Source organism: Micromonospora globispora (assembly GCF_003857015.1).
Classification (GTDB): domain Bacteria; phylum Actinomycetota; class Actinomycetes; order Mycobacteriales; family Micromonosporaceae; genus Micromonospora; species Micromonospora globispora.
This window is the reverse complement of the sequence record NZ_QGGF01000405.1, coordinates 1-15,222: the sequence shown is the minus strand read 5'-3', so window position 1 is coordinate 15,222 and position 15,222 is coordinate 1. Positions and strand designations below refer to the sequence as shown.

Here is a 15,222-nt window from a genome sequence, read left to right as displayed (position 1 = left end):
CCCGCGCCTGCTGCCGGCCGGCTTCCTGCGGGCCCGCCGCGGGCTGCCGACGGTGATCGGGCTGCGCGGCCTGGCCTCGGCGGCGTTCGCCGGGGCGGAGGTGGTCATCCCGCTGATCCTCTCCCGGGAGCGGGGGTTCTCGCCGACGGCGGCCGGTCTGGTGCTCACCGTCGGCGCGGTCTCCTGGTCGGTGGGTTCCTGGTTACAGGGCCGGCTGCAGGCCCCGCGGTCCGCGGCGACGCTGCCCCGGATCGGGTTGAGCTGCATCGCGGCCGGTACGGCCACCGTCGCGCTGGCCGTCCTGCCGGCGGTGCCGGTGCCGTTCGCCGTGCTGGGCTGGGCCACCGCGGGGCTCGGCATGGGGGTGCTCTACCCGTCCCTGTCGGTGCTGACCCTGGCGCTTTCCGCCCCCGAGGAGCAGGGCCGGAACAGCTCGTCGCTGCAACTGGGCGATTCGTTGTTCGCGGCCACCGTGCTGGCGTTGACCGGCGCGGTGCTGGCCGCCGGTACGGCCCCCGGTCCGGGCAGCTACGCGGCCACCCTGGCGGTGGCGGCCGGCTGCGGGCTGCTCGGCGTGCTGCTCGCCGGCCGGGTGGTGCTGCCCCGTTCCGCGTGATCGCCCGCTCGGGCCCGCCGACGTGAGCGATCCTGCGGTCACGGACCGCCGGGTCGTCTCGTCATCGGGGCGGACAGCGGGGAGAGGGGCGGTCGATGAGGGTTCTGGTGACCGGGGCGAGCGGACGGCTCGGGCGGGCGGTGCTGCCGAGGCTGGCCGAAGAGGGCGTCACCGTGCGGGCGATGAGCCGGCACCCGCGGCACGACGACCGGGCGGAGTGGGTGGCGGCGGACCTGGCCACCGGAGAGGGGCTGGCCGAGGCGGTGACCGGTGTGGACGCGGTGCTCCACCTGGCGTCCGCGCCGCAGCGCGGTACCCACGAGGTGGACGTGCTGGGCACCCGCCGGCTGGTGGTCGCCGCCGGCCACGCCGGGGTGCGGCACCTGGTGTACGTCTCGATCGTCGGCATCGACCGGGTGTCGTTCGGCTACTACCGGCACAAGCTGGCCGCCGAGGAGGTCGTCAAGGCCGGGCCGGTGCCCTGGAGCATCCTGCGGGCGACCCAGTTCCCGGAGTTCCTGGAGGAGCTGCTGGATCGGTCGAGCCGCCTCGGCCCGGTGGTCGGGGACCGGGCGGTGCTCGCCCAACCGGTCGATCCGGTCGAGGTGGCGGCCCGGCTCGCCGCGATGCTCACCGCGGGCCCGTCGTACGCGATCGAGGAGTACGGCGGCCCGCAGGTGCTCCGCTTCGACGAGGCGGTACGCGCCTGGCGGGCCGCCCGGCACTCCCGCCGCCCGCTGCTGCCGGTACGGATCCCGGGGCGGGTCGGCCGGGCCCTGCGCGCCGGTGGGCTCACCACCACGGCGACCCCGACCGGCGCCCGGACCTGGGCGGACCACCTCGCCGACACGTACGGGGGAACCGGCCGGAAATGAAAACTTTCCCGGTTCAGCCCCGCCCTACGGTGACCCCATGCTGGTTCTCGTCACCTCGGTCATCTTCTACGTGTTCGGCTTCGTCTTCCTCTACGGCGTGATCCGGCTCGGCGTGCGGCACGGGATGGAGGACCTGGAGGCAAACCGGGCCCAGGCGCTGCGGGCCGAGCAGAGCATCGTGGCGGAGGAGCGGGCCTTCGCCCGGGACAACCGCTTCCTCACCGGCGGCTGACGCCGGCAGGCGGGCGGGTCGACCCGCCGCCGAGCGGGCCGGAGTCCGGGATGCGAGGATCGCATCCGTGATGGGGACGCTGAAGACCGAACCGGCCCGCACCCGGCTGGACCTGCTGGCGCCGCCGGTCGCCGCCGCTATCGAGCAGTGGCCCGCCGACGCGCCGGTCGACGTGGACGACGTGCTGGTCGCACCGATCGACGCCGAGCTGGCCGACACCGCCGCCTTCTGCGCGGCGTACGAGGTGGGGCTGGACGTGTCGGCGAACTGCGTGGTGGTCGCCGGCAAGCGGGAGGGGGAGACCCGGTACGCGGCCTGCATCGTGCTGGCCACCACCCGCGCCGACGTGAACGGGGTGGTCCGCCGGCTGCTGAACGTGCGCAAGGCGAGCTTCGCGCCGATGGCCGACGCGGTCGAGCTGACCGGCATGGAGTACGGCGGCATCACCCCGATCGGGCTGCCCGAGAAGTGGCCGATCCTGGTCGACTCCCGGGTGATCGCCACCCCGCACGTGATCATCGGCTCCGGCGTACGGCATAGCAAGATCGCGCTGCCCGGGCCGGCGCTCGGCGCGCTGCCCGGGGCGTCGGTGGTGGAGGGGCTGGCCAGGGCGGCCTAGCTCGTCACGGGCGTCGATGTGGTTGCACGTGAAACATCACGCTCGTCGATGCCCGCCGGGGCTGGGCCGGATCAGGCCGCCCCGGATTCCCGGCGTTCGACCTCGGTCAGCGCGGCGAGCAGCGTCTCCGGCTCCTGCGCTCCGGTGACCGCGTACTTGCCGGCCAGCACGAAGGTCGGCACGCTGGTCACCCCGATCTGGTGGGCGGTGGTCAGGTCGGCGGCCACCTCCCGGCGGCCCAGCGGAGAGTCGAGGTACTCGCGCACCTCGGACGCGTCCAGGCCGACCTCGGCCGCGATCGCGACGAGGGCGTCCTTCGCGCCGACGTCCACACCGTCGGCGAAGTGCGCCCGGTAGAGCGCCTCGACCAGCTCGGCGCCCCGACCCCGCTCGGTGGCGAACCGGACCAGCCGGTGCGCCTCGAAGGTGTTCGCCTGCACCGCGCGGTCGTAGTCCATCGTCAGCCCGACCCCGGCGGCGACCTGCGTCACCTGCGCGACCATCGCCTCGGCCCGCTGCCGGCCGCCGAACTTCTCGCCCAGCGCCTCGACCAGCGGCTTCGGCTCACTCACCGGCGTCGGGTCGAGCTGGAAGGGCCGGTAGCGGACGGTTACCTCGCCGTCGTACGACGCGAGGGCCTGCTCCAGCCGGCGCTTGCCGATCCAGCACCAGGGGCACACCACGTCCGCGTAGATCTCGATCTCCATGATCCGCACCAACCCGTCAATCAGCTGATCTGTTCCCGGACCTGGCGCTTGAGCCGGGCCAGGATCGCGGTGCCGCCGCGTACCCGCAGCGGGCTGATCGCCTGGGCCAGCCCCATCCGCTGGTAGAGGTCCTCGGGGACGGCCAGCACCTCCTCGGCGCTCGCCCCGGCCAGCCCTTCGGCGAGGATGCCGGCGAAGGCTCGGGTGGTGGGCGACTCGGGTGGGCAGTCGAACCAGGTGATCACCGTCCGGTCCGGGTTGACCTGGGCGCGGAGGAAGAAGGCCGTCTGGCACTCGGGCACCTGCTCCATGCCCTCCCGGTCCATTTCCGCTGGCAGCGGCGGGATGACGTCGGCGTACTCCAGGAGCATCTCCAGCACCACGTCGCGGGGCGCACCGGCGAACTCGTCGACGATCTCGGCCAGCTTGGTCGGCATCTCGGGCATCCCGTCAGGCTACCGCCGCGGACCCGGTGCCCTCGGGGGTCGGCGGGAGGGCACCGGGTCGGCGGAGTCACGCGTTCGGGGCGGCCTCGCTGATGTCGCTGAGGGCGGAGTTCGGGTCGAGCTGCATGGCCAGGTCGCCCAGCGAGACGACGCCGACCAGCTTCCGCTCGTTGTCGCACACCAGGACCCGGCGGATGTTGCGTTCGCGCATCAGCGCGGCCGCCTCGCTCGCCGTGGAGTGCTGCTCGATCATCACCACCTCGCGGGTGACGATCTCGCCGATGGTGGTGCTGGCCGGGTCGGCCCGCTCGGCCACCGCCCGCACCACGATGTCCCGGTCGGTCAGCATCCCCGCGAGGGTGGCGCCGTCGGTGACCACCACGTCGCCGATGTCCGACTCCTTCATCACCCTGGCCGCCTCGTCCAGGGTGGTTTCCGCCGGCAGGTAGACCACCTGCTTCGTCATCACGTCGCTGACCCGGTACATGAGAGCCTCCGAAACACCTCGGTCGATGACAAAGCGGTACCCGGTGGCGCGTCCGCTACACCCCGGCGCCGCGCGCCGCGCGTACCTCGTCGACCAGCCGCTCGACGAGGCCGTCCAGCGGCACCTCGACCCGCTCCCCGCCGGCCCGGTCGCGCAGCTCGACGTACCCGTCGGTGAGCCGGCGGCCGACCACGACGGCGCGCGGGATGCCGATCAGCTCGGCGTCGGTGAACTTCACCCCGGCCGAGACGTGCGTCCGGTCGTCCACCAGCACCCGCAGGCCCGCGGCGGCCAGCCGCCCGCCGAGGTCGAGCGCCGCGTCGAGCTGCGGCCCCTTGCCGGCCGCCACCAGGTGTACGTCGCACGGCGCGATCGCCGCCGGCCAGACCAGTCCCCGGTCGTCGTGATGCTGTTCGGCGACCGCCGCCACCGCCCGGGACACCCCGATGCCGTAGCAGCCCATCGTCGGCCGGACCGGCTTCCCTGCGGGGCCGAGCACGTCGACGGAGAAGGCGTCGGTGTAGCGGCGACCGAGCTGGAAGATGTGCCCCACCTCGATGCCCCGCCGCATGGTCAGCTCACCGGTGCCGCAGGCCGGGCAGGGGTCGCCCGGGCGCACCTCGGCCGCCTCGATCGTGCCGTCCGGGGTGAAGTCCCGCCCGCAGACCACGTCGACCGCGTGCCGGCCCGGCTCGTTCGCCCCGGTCAGCCAGGCGGTGCCGGGCACCACCCGGGGATCGACCAGGTAGCGGACACCCAGCTTGGCCAGGATCTGCGGCCCGATGTAGCCGCGGACCAGCTCCGTCTGCTCCGCCCAGTCGGTGAAGACCTCCACGGTGGCCGGCGCCAGCGCGGCCGACACCCGCTTCAGGTCCACCTCCCGGTCACCGGGCAGCCCGATCACCAGCAGCTCGGACTCCTCCACACCGGGCCGCCGTACGGTCAGCACCACGTTCTTCAGGGTGTCCGCGGCAGTCCAGTCCCGCCGGCCGCCGAGGCCGCGCGTGTTCGCGAGCTCCACCAGGGAGGCGATGGTCGGCGTCTCCGGGGTGTCGTGCACCTCCATCGCCGGGTGGGCGTCCAGGTCACCGGCGGCCGGGGCCGGGGTCACCACCGCCTCGGTGTTCGCCGCGTAGTCGCAGGCGGTGCAGCCGACGAAGTCGTCCTCGCCGACCGGCGTGGGGGCCAGGAACTCCTCCGACGCCGAACCGCCCATCGCCCCGGACATCGCGTGGACCACCGTGAAGTCCAGCCCGAGCCGTTCGAAGATCTTCTGGTACGCCTCCCGGTGCCGGTCGTACGCCGCCTGCAGTCCCGCCTCGTCCAGGTCGAACGAGTAGGCGTCCTTCATCAGGAACTCCCGCCCGCGCAGCACCCCGGCCCGCGGCCGGGCCTCGTCCCGGAACTTCGTCTGGATCTGGAAGAGCGTCACCGGGAAGTCCCGGTACGACGTGAAGAGGTCCTTCACCAGCAGCGCGGCCATCTCCTCGTGGGTCGGCGCGAGCAGGTGCTCGGCCCCCTTCCGGTCCGCCAGGGTGAAAATGTCGTCGCCGTACTCGGTCCACCGGCCGCTGATCCGGTAGGGCTCGGCCGGCAGCAGCGCCGGGAAGTGCACCTCCTGGTCGCCGATCGCCAGCATCTCCGTCCGGATCACCTCGGTGACCCGGTCCAGCACCAGCTTGCCCAGCGGCAGCCAGGTGTAGCCGCCCGGTGCGGCGCGGCGGATGTAGCCGGCGCGCAGCAGGAGCCGGTGGCTCGGCACCTCCGCGTCCGCCGGGTCCTCGCGCAGGGTCCGGAGCAGCAGGGTCGACATGCGAAGCAGCATTGGCGCAGCCTACGACCGGTACCGGGGAGGCGGCGATTCAATTCGGTACGCGCGCCGCGCGGCCCGTTTGGTGCATGTCGAGTCAGTGCTGCTTGGCGAAGGCTATGAAGGCGCGCCAGGTGTGCGGCTCGAAGGTGAGGACCGGGCCGGTCGGGTCCTTGCTGTCGCGGACGCCGACGACGCCGGCCAGGTTGTCGGCCACCTCAACGCATTCGCTCTGGCCGCTGCGGGTGGACTTGCGCCAGGTGGCGCCGATCAGCTCCATGACGTCATCACTTCCTTCATCAGCTCGATCGACTGCCGGCGAGACAGTGCCTCACTGCGGACGCTCTCCCACCTCGACAGGAGGATAGCCACGTCGTCGTCGTTGTCGATCGCTGTGCCGCCGAGCTGGTTCTCCAGGTATCCGATCCATCCGCCGTCTCCACCTCGGGCCAGGGTAAACGGCCCGGTTAGTCCGATGTGCAGGCTGACCTCGTCCGGAATGACGTGGATGCTGATTTGTGACCGATCGCTGCACTCGATCAGACGCACGATCTGCTCGGTCATCAGCCCTCGGAAACCTTCGTCCGCTCGCCGAAGGACGGCTTCCTCGATCACTGCCACGAACTTGGGTGGGTTCGGCTGGACGAGGACCGACTGTCGGTCCATCCGGACCGCCAAGCGCCTCCCCACCTCGTCATCGCTGAGCATGTCGTCCGTGCGGATCATGGCGCGGGCGTAGTTCTCGGTCTGGAGTAGGCCGGGCACCAGGCTCGGTTGGTAACAGCGCAACTGGTGCGCCTGTCGCTCCGCCTCCAGCCACGGCCGGAACCAGCTCGGTTGGCCGTCGCGCTCGGCCAGCTTGAGCAGGGACGTCAACAGGCCGCCTGTCCCCAGCACCTCGTCGGCCCGCTTGAGGAAGAACCGATCGAGCGGCCGTTGGCCCAGCTCGACGGCGGATACCTGCGAGCCCGAGAAGTGGACGAGCTTCCCGAACTCCTCCTGACTCAGCTCGGCGTTCAGCCGCAGCCGCCGGAGTTGTGTCCGGATCAGCTCCGCGGTCGGCTCACCTTCCACGCTTCCTCCACGATTCTCCCGGCGTCTCCACGGCTTCTCGCCGCGGACGGATCAGCCGACCTGACCCCGCCACGACCGGCGTCGATGCCTTCCGAGCGTAGTTGTGTCCTAACCAGACTGTCACCCAGCGGGCCGCCTCCCGTCCGGCCCGCTCCAGGGCCGCCCGTGATCCCGACACCGGGCGGCCCCGGCCCGTACGAAGAGGAGGTCGAGATGCGCAACCCGATCCGTTGGTTCCGATGCCGGCTGGCCGCGCCGCCGCCACCCCTGCCCCGCCGGGATCGGGGCACCAACCTGCCGGACTGGATGCGCGAGCCGACCCGGGTTCTCCCGACCATCGAGCCGGGCCGTCCCGGGTGGCTGACCCGAGCGCAGGAGTGGCGGGCCAACGGAGGGCGCTGGTGATCTCCGGCCAGTTCCCGGTGCCCCGCCTCGGGCCGCACCCCGACCGGCCGCGGGCGTACCCGCCGGGCCACCCGCCGCACCTGCCGATCCGCCCGCTCTGGGTGTGCCGGGCCTGCGGGCTGCCGTGGCCGTGCGCCGAAGCCCGCCTCCTGCTGCGGGTCGAGTACGACACCAGGCCCGTCGACCTGGCGATCTACCTGTCCGGGCTCTACCACGAGGCGAGCCACGACCTGTTCCGGCTGAACCCGCACGACGGTCCGACCCCCAGGGAGCTGTTCGAGCGGTTCGTCGCCTGGGGCCCGTACCGGAGGGGGTTGGTCGACCCACCGACCGGTGATCCGATCGGTGGCGCTCGAACTTTCCGCGACCACGACGGCAACCTCGACGGATGAGGGTGGCGTCTGAGGAGGCATCACACTGGTGCACCACCTGACCCAAGGATCGGCTCGTGTGGACCCTCTCCTGACTGAGTTCGACTCATTCGTGCGTCACCGCACCCCCGCACTGCTGCGCTCGGCCTACCTGCTGACCGGTGACCAGTACCTGGCCGAGGACCTTGTTCAGTCCGCGCTGGCCCGCACCCACCGCTCGTGGAACCGGCTGCACGACAGCGGCAACGCCGAGGCGTACACCCGCAAGACCATGTACCACCTCCAGGTCTCCTGGTGGCGGCGGCGCCGGGTACCCGAGTCGATGCCGGGCGACCTGCCCGAGCCGCGCGGAGGCGACTCGGCCCCCGACCACGCCCACCAGACCACCCTCCGGCTGACCCTGCGGGCCGCGCTGGCGAAGCTCTCCGCCAAGCAGAGGGCCGTGCTGGTGCTGCGGTTCTTCGAGGACCGCACCGAGGCCGAGGCCGCCGACCTGCTCGGCGTCACCGTCGGCACCGTCAAGAGCCAGACTTCGAAAGCCCTCGCCAAGCTGCGCATCGTCGCCCCGGAACTCGCCGAGCTGTACGTCATGGAAGGAACCGCTCGATGAACCACGACCGCCTCCGGCTCGACCTGGCCGACCTGGCCGGCGAGGTGACCCCGGTCGACCTGCGGGACCGGGCCCTGCGTACCTCCCGCCGGCTCGGCATCCAGCGTGCCGTGGCCACGTCGGCCGCCGCCGTGGTGCTGCTCGCCGCCGCGGCCGGGACCGCCCTCGCGGTTCGGCCGAACGGGCAGGCGCCCACGCCCGCCCCGGCCGGTCCGTCGATCACCAGCAGCCCGTCGCCGGTCGAGGTCACCCCGATCCCGGAGCCGAGCGCTTCGGGCCCCACCGAGCCGACCATCCAGCCCAGCACCTCCCCGGCCCAACCGTCGTCCGCGCTCGCCGGCAACCGCTACTACCTGGAGCTGGCCGATCGGGAGGCGGTGATCCACGCGGTCCGGGGTGACTCCGACGACGTGGGGGCTCGGATCCCGCTCGCCCCGGACCGTTGCGTCGCCAACACGATCACGGTTTCCCCGGACGGGAAGCGGCTGGCCTGGGTGCAGGACACCACCGACGGGATGACCGGCACGCTGATGACCGCCTCGACCGACGGCTCGGGCAAGCGGAAGTTGCTCACCGGCGTTCTCTGCCTCGGCAGCAACGCGCTGGTCTGGCAGGGCGGCGACCGGCTGATGGTGCAGGAAGGTGTCGTCCGTTCGGTGCTCATCGACATGGTGGCCGGCAAGCCGTTCGACGGCGACCCGGGCCAGGAAACCAACCGGTGCTGGTCCGCCGACGGACGGTGGCTGGCCGCGGTGAGTGAGGGCAAGCCGTACGTGGCCGACGAGAACCAGTTGCACAGCTACCACTACGACCCGCCGAAGGACCAGGCCTGGAAGTGGGACGGCTGGCGCGCCCGGAGCGTCTCGATGGACGGCCGGTACGTCTCGATCGGCTGGGTGGGCACCGACCCGTCCCGTCGGGACGACAGCTTCACCGTCGTCGACACCATCACCAGCAAGGTCGTCAAGCTCCCTGTCGCCGGGACGGTCAAGAGCATCCAGTTCGCCGCGGACGGCACGGTGCTGGTGCGGCAGGGGAGCCGGATCGTGGTGCTGGACTCGAGCTTCCGCCGGGTCGGGGAGGTTGAGGAGCCTCAGGACGTGCGGGCGATGACCCTGCTGGCGTACGTGCCCTGACCGCCGGTCGTTGACCGCCCGCGGGGGCCGGAGGAGCGCTTGTCGCCCGTCCGGCCCCCGCGCACTCAGTGCACCTCGGCCTTCAGGTACGCGGCCCACGCCTTCTCGAATTCCTCGTACGACACCCCGAGGACGTCCCGGGTCACCTCGTCGATCTTTTTGCTGCGGTAGTGCTCGGCCACGAACTGGAACATCTTCTGCTCCCCGTACCGCTCGACCATGAAGCCGATCGCGGAGTGACCCAGCCAGTAGTAGAAGTCGCCCCGGCCCTCCATGTCGAAGTCTTGGCTGCCCGGCAGCGAGGTCGGATAGCCGATCTCCCGGATCACCGCCCGCCCGTTGGCCGTACGCTCGCTGGTCAGCCAGGGCTTCCGGCCGTGGCCCAGGTACTCCGCGAACCCCTCGACCACCCACTTCTCCCGCTCGCCGGGCAGATACGAGCCCGGGGCGCGGGCGGTGAGGGTGCCGACCAGGGCGTGGCCGATCTCGTGCCGGAAGAGGTCCAGCTGTCGCTCGCAGGTGCCGCTGGTGAAGTGGTACTTGTCGCGGACGTCGATCACCACCCGGATGGCCCCGACCACGGGGCTGTTCTCGTCGCCGCTGAGCACACCCTCCGGCGGCACCGGGATCGCGACCCCCGACTCAATGGGGGTCTCCTTGGTGGTCCGGTAGAGGGAACCCAGCTCTGTACGACCCTTGACCAGGGAGAGGACGAAGCCCGATGGCGTCTTGCCGGCCACCCCGCCGGCCCGCCAGGCGGCCAGGTCCTCCGCCGCGGCCTGCTCGGCGAGGGGGGCGTACCGCTGCGCCTCCGCCCGTAGCGACGCGTCGACGATCAGCAGCGTGTGCGGCGTCCGCTCGACGTGGATGTCCCGCCACTTGTCCCAGGGGGCCGGGTAGTGGGTGATCGCGTCCCGCTTGCGCTCCTCCGGGAGGCCGCCGGCCCGGGTGACCTTCAGCGGGGCATCCTTGTCGGTCTGCACGATCGTCCACTGGTACCACTCCTCGACCGGGCCGGCATCGAACCCGTCGAACCGGTGCACGAAGGCCACCGTCACGTCGACCTCGTGCCCGCCGCCCATCGGGCGGAAGTCGCTTTTGTGGCGGTACGTGAAGCGGACGTCGGCCAGCGGCAGCTTGCTCAGATTCCGGTACAGGCTGGTCTGCTCACCGACCAGGCCCTTGTTCGTCGGGTCGAACGGGACGAGGAACGCCTTCTCGTCCCCGTCTGTGAGGGCCTTGGTGTGCTCGGCCAGCAGGGCCTCGATCTTCTCCTGCCGGATCGGGTTGTACTTGTCGTCCAGCGCGGCGGCCGAGGCGTCGTTCTGCTCGTCGAGGTACGACTTCAGCACGATCAGCGAGCCCGCGCCCAGGGCCAGGACCAGGGCCAGCACCGCCGCACCGAGCCCGATCCACAGGCCGCGTCGGGATCGCCTGCCCCCTGGTGGTGGCGGCGGAGCGTACGCCGCCGGCGGCGCGTAGGGCAGCGGCCCGGTCGGTACCGGATGGGCGGGCGGTGCAGCGTACGGTCCGGGGCTTCCCGGTGGGGGAACGGAGGGCGGTCCCTCGGTCATGGCGTGCGTCCTCGCTCGGGTCCGACGGGATCGGGGCATCCTCCACTGAGGACTTCCGATCGAATCGCGCGTCATTATTTCCGCCCGAGCGCCCGATTTCTGCCCCGTGACGTCCATCGGTAGCGTGGGCCACGCCACGTCTGTACACGCAGGGTGTATCCGTCGGCCCTCCGATGCCAGACTGGTCGCCGCAGGCAACGAACGAGGGAGGCGGCGTGCGCTGGCGCAGCTTCGTGGCGGTGGGCGACAGCTTCACCGAGGGCATGGACGACGCGTATCCGGACGGCACCTACCGCGGCTGGGCCGACCTGGTGGCCACCCGGCTCGCCGCCGAGGCCGGCCCGGACTTCGGGTACGCCAACCTGGCGATCCGCGGTCGGCTCTTCCCCAACATCGTGGCGGAGCAGGTGCCGGCCGCGCTGGCCATGAAGCCCGACCTGATCAGCTTCGCCGCCGGCGGCAACGACGTGCTGCGCCGGACGTTCGACCCGGACTCGTTCGTCGCCCGGTTCGACGACGTGGTGGGTGAGCTGCGCTCGGGCGGGGCGGACGTGCTCCTCTTCCGGTTCGCCGACGTGATGGCCCGGCTGCCCGGCCAGCGTCTCGTGGCACCCCGGGTGGCGCTGCTCAACCGCGTCGTGGGGGAGGTCGCCGAGCGGCACGGCGCGATCCTGGTCGACCTGTACGCCGACAGCACCTACCTCAACCCGATGCTCTGGAGCACCGACCGGCTGCACCTGTCGCCGGCCGGGCACCGGCGGGTCGCCGCGCAGGTGCTCACCGCGCTCGGGGTCGGCTGCGACGAGGAGTGGCTGATGGTGCCGCCGAACCCGGCGCCGACTCCGTGGCTGGCGGCCCGCGCCGCCGACCTGCGCTGGGCCGGCCAGCACCTCGCCCCGTGGATCAAGCGGCGGCTGACCGGTCGCTCCTCCGGGGACACGATCACCGCGAAGCGTCCGGTGCTCGGCCCGATCACCGACTGACCAGTGCGTACCATCCACGCCGCCGCGCTGCTGCGGCGCACCCTCGACGAGGCGCCGACCACCGACGCGGCCGTCCTCGTCGACGGGGACCGGATCGCCGCGATCGGTCCCCGGGACGAGTTGGTGGACGCGTACCCCGAGGTGCGGGTCCGCCGCTGGGCCGGCACCCTCGGGCCGGCGCTGGTGCACGACGGGCCGCTGCCCGCCGCACCGACCCCGCGGGAGCGGGTGCACGCCCTGTTCCGGACCGGTGCGACCGCGGTGCTGGCCGCGCAGGTGACCGACCCGGACCTGCGCGCGGCGGCCATCCGGAACGGCGTCGTGATGCTCGACACCGTCCGGCCCCCGACGGTGGTCGAGGGTGGCCGGGCGGACCTGGCCGTCTTCGCCGACGACGGCACCTGCCTGGCCACCGTGGTCGCGGGTCGGCTCGTGCATCGCCGCGCCTGACCTGCGTTGCCGGGCCGTCCCGGCGGATTCCGGCGTACCTTGGGGATCATGCCTGTGCCGAGCGATCCGAATCCCCGCCTCCAGTCGTACGCCGACCCGCAGCGGCTGGTCACCACCGAGTGGCTGGCCGAACACCTGGGCGACGAGGGCCTCGTCGTGGTGGAGTCCGACGAGGACGTGCTGCTCTACGACACCGGTCACATCCCGGGTGCCGTCAAGGTTGACTGGCACACCGAGTTGAACGACCAGGTGACCCGGGACTATCTCGACGCGAAGAGCTTCGCCGAGCTCTGCGCCGCCAAGGGCATCGGCCGCAACGACACGGTGGTCTTCTACGGCGACAACTTCAACTGGTGGGCCGCGTACGCCCTCTGGGTCTTCACCCTCTTCGGTCACCCCGACGTACGGCTGCTCGATGGCGGCCGGCAGAAGTGGATCGCCGAGGGGCGCGAGCTGACCCGGGAGAAGGTGACCCGCCCGCGCGCCGAGTACCGGGTGCCGGAGCGGAACGACACCCCGATCCGGGCGTACCGGGAGCAGGTGATGGCACACGTCGCCGCCGGTCGGCCGCTGGTCGACGTCCGCTCGCCCGGCGAGTACACCGGCGAGATGCTGCACATGCCGGACTACCCGCAGGAGGGTGCGCTGCGCGGCGGCCACATTCCGGGCGCGGTGAACAAGCCGTGGAAGTCGGCCGCGAACGACGACGGGACCTTCAAGTCCCCGGACGAGCTGCGGGCCATCTACGCCGACCAGCTCGGGCTGAGCCCGAGCGACGACGTGATCGCGTACTGCCGGATCGGCGAGCGGTCCAGCCACACCTGGTTCGTGCTGCACCACCTGCTCGGCTACCCGCAGGTGCGCAACTACGACGGCTCGTGGACCGAGTGGGGCAACCTGGTCCGCGCCCCCGTCGTGAAGGGCGACCAGCCGGGCGGCATCGCCGGCTGATCACCGCCCCGTCCAGCGAACGGCCGTGGTCGCAACTGACCGCGGCCGTTCGTCATGCCCAGGCCGGGGTCGGGCCGGTCAGGTAGCGCTGGACGGTCGGGGCGACCCAGGCGACCAGCTCGGCCGGGTCCATGTCGACCACCGGCGGCAGCCGGATGATGTACCGGGTCAGCGCGAGTCCGAGGATCTGGCTGGCCACCAGCCCGGCCCGGCGGGGGGCCTCGGTCGGGTCGCCGAGCCCGGACATCGCGGCGGCCAACTGCTCGGCGAAGATCGTTCGCATCCGCTCGGCCGCTCCGGGGTTGGTGGTGGCCGTGCGGACCAGCGCCGCCAGCGTCTCGTCCCCCTCCCAGCGGTCGAGGAAGTGCCGCACCAGCAGCCCGCCGAGCTGCTCGGGGGGCAGCTCAGTCAGCGCCGGCAGGCGCAGGTCGAACTCCACCGCCGCGGCGAAGAGTCCCTCCTTGCTGCCGTAGTAGCGCATCACCATGGACGGGTCGATCCGGGCCTCGGCGGCGATGGCGCGGATGGTGGCCCGGTCGTACCCGTCGGCGGCGAACCGCTCGCGGGCGGCGCGCAGGATCGCGGCGCGGGTGGCGTCCGAGCGGCGGGCGCGGGGTGCGGCAGTCATGTCCACGACTGTAGGCCAACGCTCGTTGACATCGACATTCGGCGGTGCCTAGTATAGTCAACAAGCGTTGGCAAACAGTTGTTGACATTTGGAGGTGGGCCATGCTGCCCGAGCGCACCGACGTCCTGGTGGTGGGGTCCGGGCCGACCGGCCTCACCGTGGCGGCGACCCTGGCCCAGCGCGGTGTCGACGTGACCGTCGTCGACCGGCTGGACCGGCCCCCGGTCACCTCCCGCGCCGCCGTGGTGCATGCGCACACGCTGGAGGTACTGGACCGGATCGGCGTCGCGGCGCCGCTGGTGCCTCGGGGGCTGCCCTCGCAGCGGTTCACCGTTCGGGACCGGGACCGGGTGCTGCTCACCGTCCCCTTCGGCACGCTGCCGTCCCGCTACCCGTACGCGCTTTTGGTGTCTCAGGCGCAGACCGAGGCGGTGCTCGCCGAGCGGTTCACCGCGCTCGGCGGCCGGGTGCTCCGCCCGTACGAGATGACCGGCCTGACCCCCGACGCCGCCGGCGCGACCGTCCACTTCGCCGACGGTGCGACGGTCCGGGCCCGCTGGGTGATCGGCGCGGACGGCATGCACAGCACCGTGCGTGAGCTGGCCGGCATCCAGTTCGCCGGGCCGGCCGACCGGGGGGAGTCGTTCCTGCTCGCGGACGTGCGGGTGGAGAGCGTGCTGCCGCGCGACCAGGTGGCGCTCTTCCTCGCCCGGCAGGGGCCGCTGGTCTGGGCGCCGCTGCCGGACGGCGTGGTCCGGCTGGTCGCCACCGTCCCCGACGCGCCCCGCGACCCCGACGCGCAGCGGTTCCAGGCCCTACTGGACGAGCGGGGACCGGCCCGGCGACCGGACCGGGTCACCGAGCTGCTCTGGGGTTCCCGGTTCCGCATCCATCACCGGGTCGCCGAGACGTTCCGCGCCGGGCCGGTGCTGCTCGCCGGGGACGCCGCGCACGTGCACAGCCCGGCCGGTGGCCAGGGGATGAACCTCGGCATCGGCGACGCGGTCGCGCTCGGCGAGACCCTCGCCGAGGTGCTCGCCGGCCAGCCCGACACGCTCCTCGACGAGTACGCCCTCGCCCGGCGGCCGCTCGCCGAGGAGGTGGCCGGCTTCGCCGACCGGCTGACCCGGCTGGCCACCATGCCGCCGGCCGGGCGTCCGCTGCGCGACCTGCTGCTCCGGACGGTCTCCGCGATGCCGTCCGCCCGGCACCGGCTCGCCCTGCGGCTCTCCGGGTTGGCGCAGCGGG

Annotated in this window: 20 protein-coding genes; 12 read left to right on the top strand and 8 right to left on the bottom strand. The window is 72.4% G+C overall.

Annotated elements, in window-relative coordinates; translation table 11 throughout:
- The 4 genes from DKL51_RS21695 to DKL51_RS21680 all read left to right on the top strand — a co-directional run.
- A partial coding sequence (locus DKL51_RS21695; protein WP_148097822.1) for an MFS transporter occupies nucleotides 1–616 on the top strand: 616 nt, incomplete at its 5' end.
- A 95-nt stretch (nucleotides 617–711) separates the two neighbouring features.
- Nucleotides 712–1,491, top strand: coding sequence for an SDR family oxidoreductase (locus DKL51_RS21690; RefSeq protein ID WP_109943207.1), 780 nt, complete (start codon nucleotides 712–714; stop codon nucleotides 1,489–1,491).
- Nucleotides 1,492–1,528: 37 nt separating this feature from the next.
- Nucleotides 1,529–1,723, top strand: coding sequence for a hypothetical protein (locus tag DKL51_RS21685; RefSeq protein ID WP_109943208.1), 195 nt, complete (start codon nucleotides 1,529–1,531; stop codon nucleotides 1,721–1,723).
- Between the two features lie 70 nt (nucleotides 1,724–1,793).
- Nucleotides 1,794–2,342, top strand: a complete 549-nt coding sequence (locus tag DKL51_RS21680) for a YbaK/EbsC family protein (protein ID WP_109943209.1) — start codon at nucleotides 1,794–1,796, stop codon at nucleotides 2,340–2,342.
- 71 nt (nucleotides 2,343–2,413) lie between these two features.
- Here DKL51_RS21680 and DKL51_RS21675 read toward each other — a convergent pair whose 3' ends face one another.
- From DKL51_RS21675 to DKL51_RS21650, 6 genes are all read right to left on the bottom strand, one after another.
- Nucleotides 2,414–3,049, bottom strand: coding sequence for a DsbA family oxidoreductase (locus DKL51_RS21675; protein ID WP_109943225.1), 636 nt, complete (start codon nucleotides 3,047–3,049; stop codon nucleotides 2,414–2,416).
- A 20-nt stretch (nucleotides 3,050–3,069) separates the two neighbouring features.
- On the bottom strand, nucleotides 3,070–3,495 hold the full coding sequence (locus DKL51_RS21670; RefSeq protein ID WP_109943210.1) for a SufE family protein: 426 nt from the start codon (nucleotides 3,493–3,495) through the stop codon (nucleotides 3,070–3,072).
- Between the two features lie 67 nt (nucleotides 3,496–3,562).
- The gene (locus DKL51_RS21665) at nucleotides 3,563–3,982 is read right to left on the bottom strand and encodes a CBS domain-containing protein (protein WP_109943211.1); all 420 of its coding nucleotides are present in this window, start codon (nucleotides 3,980–3,982) and stop codon (nucleotides 3,563–3,565) included.
- Between the two features lie 55 nt (nucleotides 3,983–4,037).
- On the bottom strand, nucleotides 4,038–5,807 hold the full coding sequence (locus DKL51_RS21660; RefSeq protein ID WP_109965023.1) for a proline--tRNA ligase: 1,770 nt from the start codon (nucleotides 5,805–5,807) through the stop codon (nucleotides 4,038–4,040).
- A gap of 82 nt (nucleotides 5,808–5,889) precedes the next feature.
- Nucleotides 5,890–6,072 (bottom strand): DUF397 domain-containing protein, encoded by a 183-nt coding sequence (locus DKL51_RS21655; RefSeq protein ID WP_109965022.1) that lies wholly within the window; start codon nucleotides 6,070–6,072, stop codon nucleotides 5,890–5,892.
- Nucleotides 6,063–6,866 (bottom strand): helix-turn-helix domain-containing protein, encoded by an 804-nt coding sequence (locus DKL51_RS21650; protein WP_109965021.1) that lies wholly within the window; start codon nucleotides 6,864–6,866, stop codon nucleotides 6,063–6,065. The genes DKL51_RS21655 and DKL51_RS21650 overlap by 10 nt, the downstream gene beginning before the upstream one ends.
- A gap of 213 nt (nucleotides 6,867–7,079) precedes the next feature.
- Here DKL51_RS21650 and DKL51_RS21645 point away from each other — a divergent pair, with 213 nt between their 5' ends.
- Genes DKL51_RS21645 through DKL51_RS21630 form a run of 4 tightly spaced genes read left to right on the top strand, consistent with a single transcriptional unit; the run spans nucleotide 7,080 to nucleotide 9,388 of the window.
- A complete protein-coding gene (locus tag DKL51_RS21645) occupies nucleotides 7,080–7,271 on the top strand; it encodes a hypothetical protein (RefSeq protein ID WP_109943215.1) in 192 nt (63 codons plus the stop codon).
- Nucleotides 7,268–7,663 (top strand): hypothetical protein, encoded by a 396-nt coding sequence (locus DKL51_RS21640; protein WP_243420667.1) that lies wholly within the window; start codon nucleotides 7,268–7,270, stop codon nucleotides 7,661–7,663. Before DKL51_RS21645 ends, DKL51_RS21640 begins: the two co-directional genes overlap by 4 nt.
- Before the next feature lie 58 nt (nucleotides 7,664–7,721).
- Nucleotides 7,722–8,252 carry a SigE family RNA polymerase sigma factor gene (locus DKL51_RS21635; RefSeq protein ID WP_109965020.1) on the top strand — a complete coding sequence of 177 codons (531 nt, stop codon included), beginning with the start codon at nucleotides 7,722–7,724 and terminating at the stop codon, nucleotides 8,250–8,252.
- Nucleotides 8,249–9,388 carry a PD40 domain-containing protein gene (locus DKL51_RS21630; RefSeq protein WP_109965019.1) on the top strand — a complete coding sequence of 380 codons (1,140 nt, stop codon included), beginning with the start codon at nucleotides 8,249–8,251 and terminating at the stop codon, nucleotides 9,386–9,388. The genes DKL51_RS21635 and DKL51_RS21630 overlap by 4 nt, the downstream gene beginning before the upstream one ends.
- A 65-nt stretch (nucleotides 9,389–9,453) precedes the next feature.
- On the opposite strand, the gene DKL51_RS21625 is transcribed toward DKL51_RS21630, so the two are convergent.
- Nucleotides 9,454–10,782, bottom strand: a complete 1,329-nt coding sequence (locus tag DKL51_RS21625; protein WP_109965018.1) for a hypothetical protein — start codon at nucleotides 10,780–10,782, stop codon at nucleotides 9,454–9,456.
- A gap of 395 nt (nucleotides 10,783–11,177) precedes the next feature.
- Here DKL51_RS21625 and DKL51_RS21620 point away from each other — a divergent pair, with 395 nt between their 5' ends.
- Genes DKL51_RS21620 through DKL51_RS21610 form a run of 3 tightly spaced genes read left to right on the top strand, consistent with a single transcriptional unit; the run spans nucleotide 11,178 to nucleotide 13,346 of the window.
- Entirely contained in the window at nucleotides 11,178–11,945 is a 768-nt protein-coding gene (locus DKL51_RS21620; protein WP_109943219.1) for an SGNH/GDSL hydrolase family protein, read from the top strand.
- A gap of 3 nt (nucleotides 11,946–11,948) precedes the next feature.
- Nucleotides 11,949–12,395 (top strand): imidazolonepropionase-like domain-containing protein, encoded by a 447-nt coding sequence (locus DKL51_RS21615; protein WP_109965017.1) that lies wholly within the window; start codon nucleotides 11,949–11,951, stop codon nucleotides 12,393–12,395.
- Nucleotides 12,396–12,443: 48 nt separating this feature from the next.
- The gene (locus DKL51_RS21610) at nucleotides 12,444–13,346 is read left to right on the top strand and encodes a sulfurtransferase (protein ID WP_109943221.1); all 903 of its coding nucleotides are present in this window, start codon (nucleotides 12,444–12,446) and stop codon (nucleotides 13,344–13,346) included.
- A 52-nt stretch (nucleotides 13,347–13,398) separates the two neighbouring features.
- On the opposite strand, the gene DKL51_RS21605 is transcribed toward DKL51_RS21610, so the two are convergent.
- Nucleotides 13,399–13,974, bottom strand: coding sequence for a TetR/AcrR family transcriptional regulator (locus DKL51_RS21605; protein ID WP_185734875.1), 576 nt, complete (start codon nucleotides 13,972–13,974; stop codon nucleotides 13,399–13,401).
- A 101-nt stretch (nucleotides 13,975–14,075) separates the two neighbouring features.
- On the opposite strand from DKL51_RS21605, the gene DKL51_RS21600 reads away from it, so the two are divergent.
- Nucleotides 14,076–15,222: FAD-dependent oxidoreductase (locus DKL51_RS21600; RefSeq protein ID WP_124812423.1), on the top strand; the 1,147-nt coding region annotated here is incomplete at its 3' end.

What these genes read in the sequence shown, in the direction of transcription:
- DKL51_RS21690 (WP_109943207.1), top strand. Translation starts at nt 712, where the DNA reads ATGAGGGTTCTGGTGACCGGGGCGAGCGGACGGCTCGGGCGGGCGGTG.
- DKL51_RS21685 (WP_109943208.1), top strand. Translation starts at nt 1,529, where the DNA reads ATGCTGGTTCTCGTCACCTCGGTCATCTTCTACGTGTTCGGCTTCGTC.
- DKL51_RS21680 (WP_109943209.1), top strand. Translation starts at nt 1,794, where the DNA reads ATGGGGACGCTGAAGACCGAACCGGCCCGCACCCGGCTGGACCTGCTG.
- DKL51_RS21675 (WP_109943225.1), bottom strand. Translation starts at nt 3,049, where the DNA reads ATGGAGATCGAGATCTACGCGGACGTGGTGTGCCCCTGGTGCTGGATC.
- DKL51_RS21670 (WP_109943210.1), bottom strand. Translation starts at nt 3,495, where the DNA reads ATGCCCGAGATGCCGACCAAGCTGGCCGAGATCGTCGACGAGTTCGCC.
- DKL51_RS21665 (WP_109943211.1), bottom strand. Translation starts at nt 3,982, where the DNA reads ATGTACCGGGTCAGCGACGTGATGACGAAGCAGGTGGTCTACCTGCCG.
- DKL51_RS21660 (WP_109965023.1), bottom strand. Translation starts at nt 5,807, where the DNA reads ATGCTGCTTCGCATGTCGACCCTGCTGCTCCGGACCCTGCGCGAGGAC.
- DKL51_RS21655 (WP_109965022.1), bottom strand. Translation starts at nt 6,072, where the DNA reads ATGGAGCTGATCGGCGCCACCTGGCGCAAGTCCACCCGCAGCGGCCAG.
- DKL51_RS21645 (WP_109943215.1), top strand. Translation starts at nt 7,080, where the DNA reads ATGCGCAACCCGATCCGTTGGTTCCGATGCCGGCTGGCCGCGCCGCCG.
- DKL51_RS21630 (WP_109965019.1), top strand. Translation starts at nt 8,249, where the DNA reads ATGAACCACGACCGCCTCCGGCTCGACCTGGCCGACCTGGCCGGCGAG.
- DKL51_RS21610 (WP_109943221.1), top strand. Translation starts at nt 12,444, where the DNA reads ATGCCTGTGCCGAGCGATCCGAATCCCCGCCTCCAGTCGTACGCCGAC.
- DKL51_RS21605 (WP_185734875.1), bottom strand. Translation starts at nt 13,974, where the DNA reads ATGACTGCCGCACCCCGCGCCCGCCGCTCGGACGCCACCCGCGCCGCG.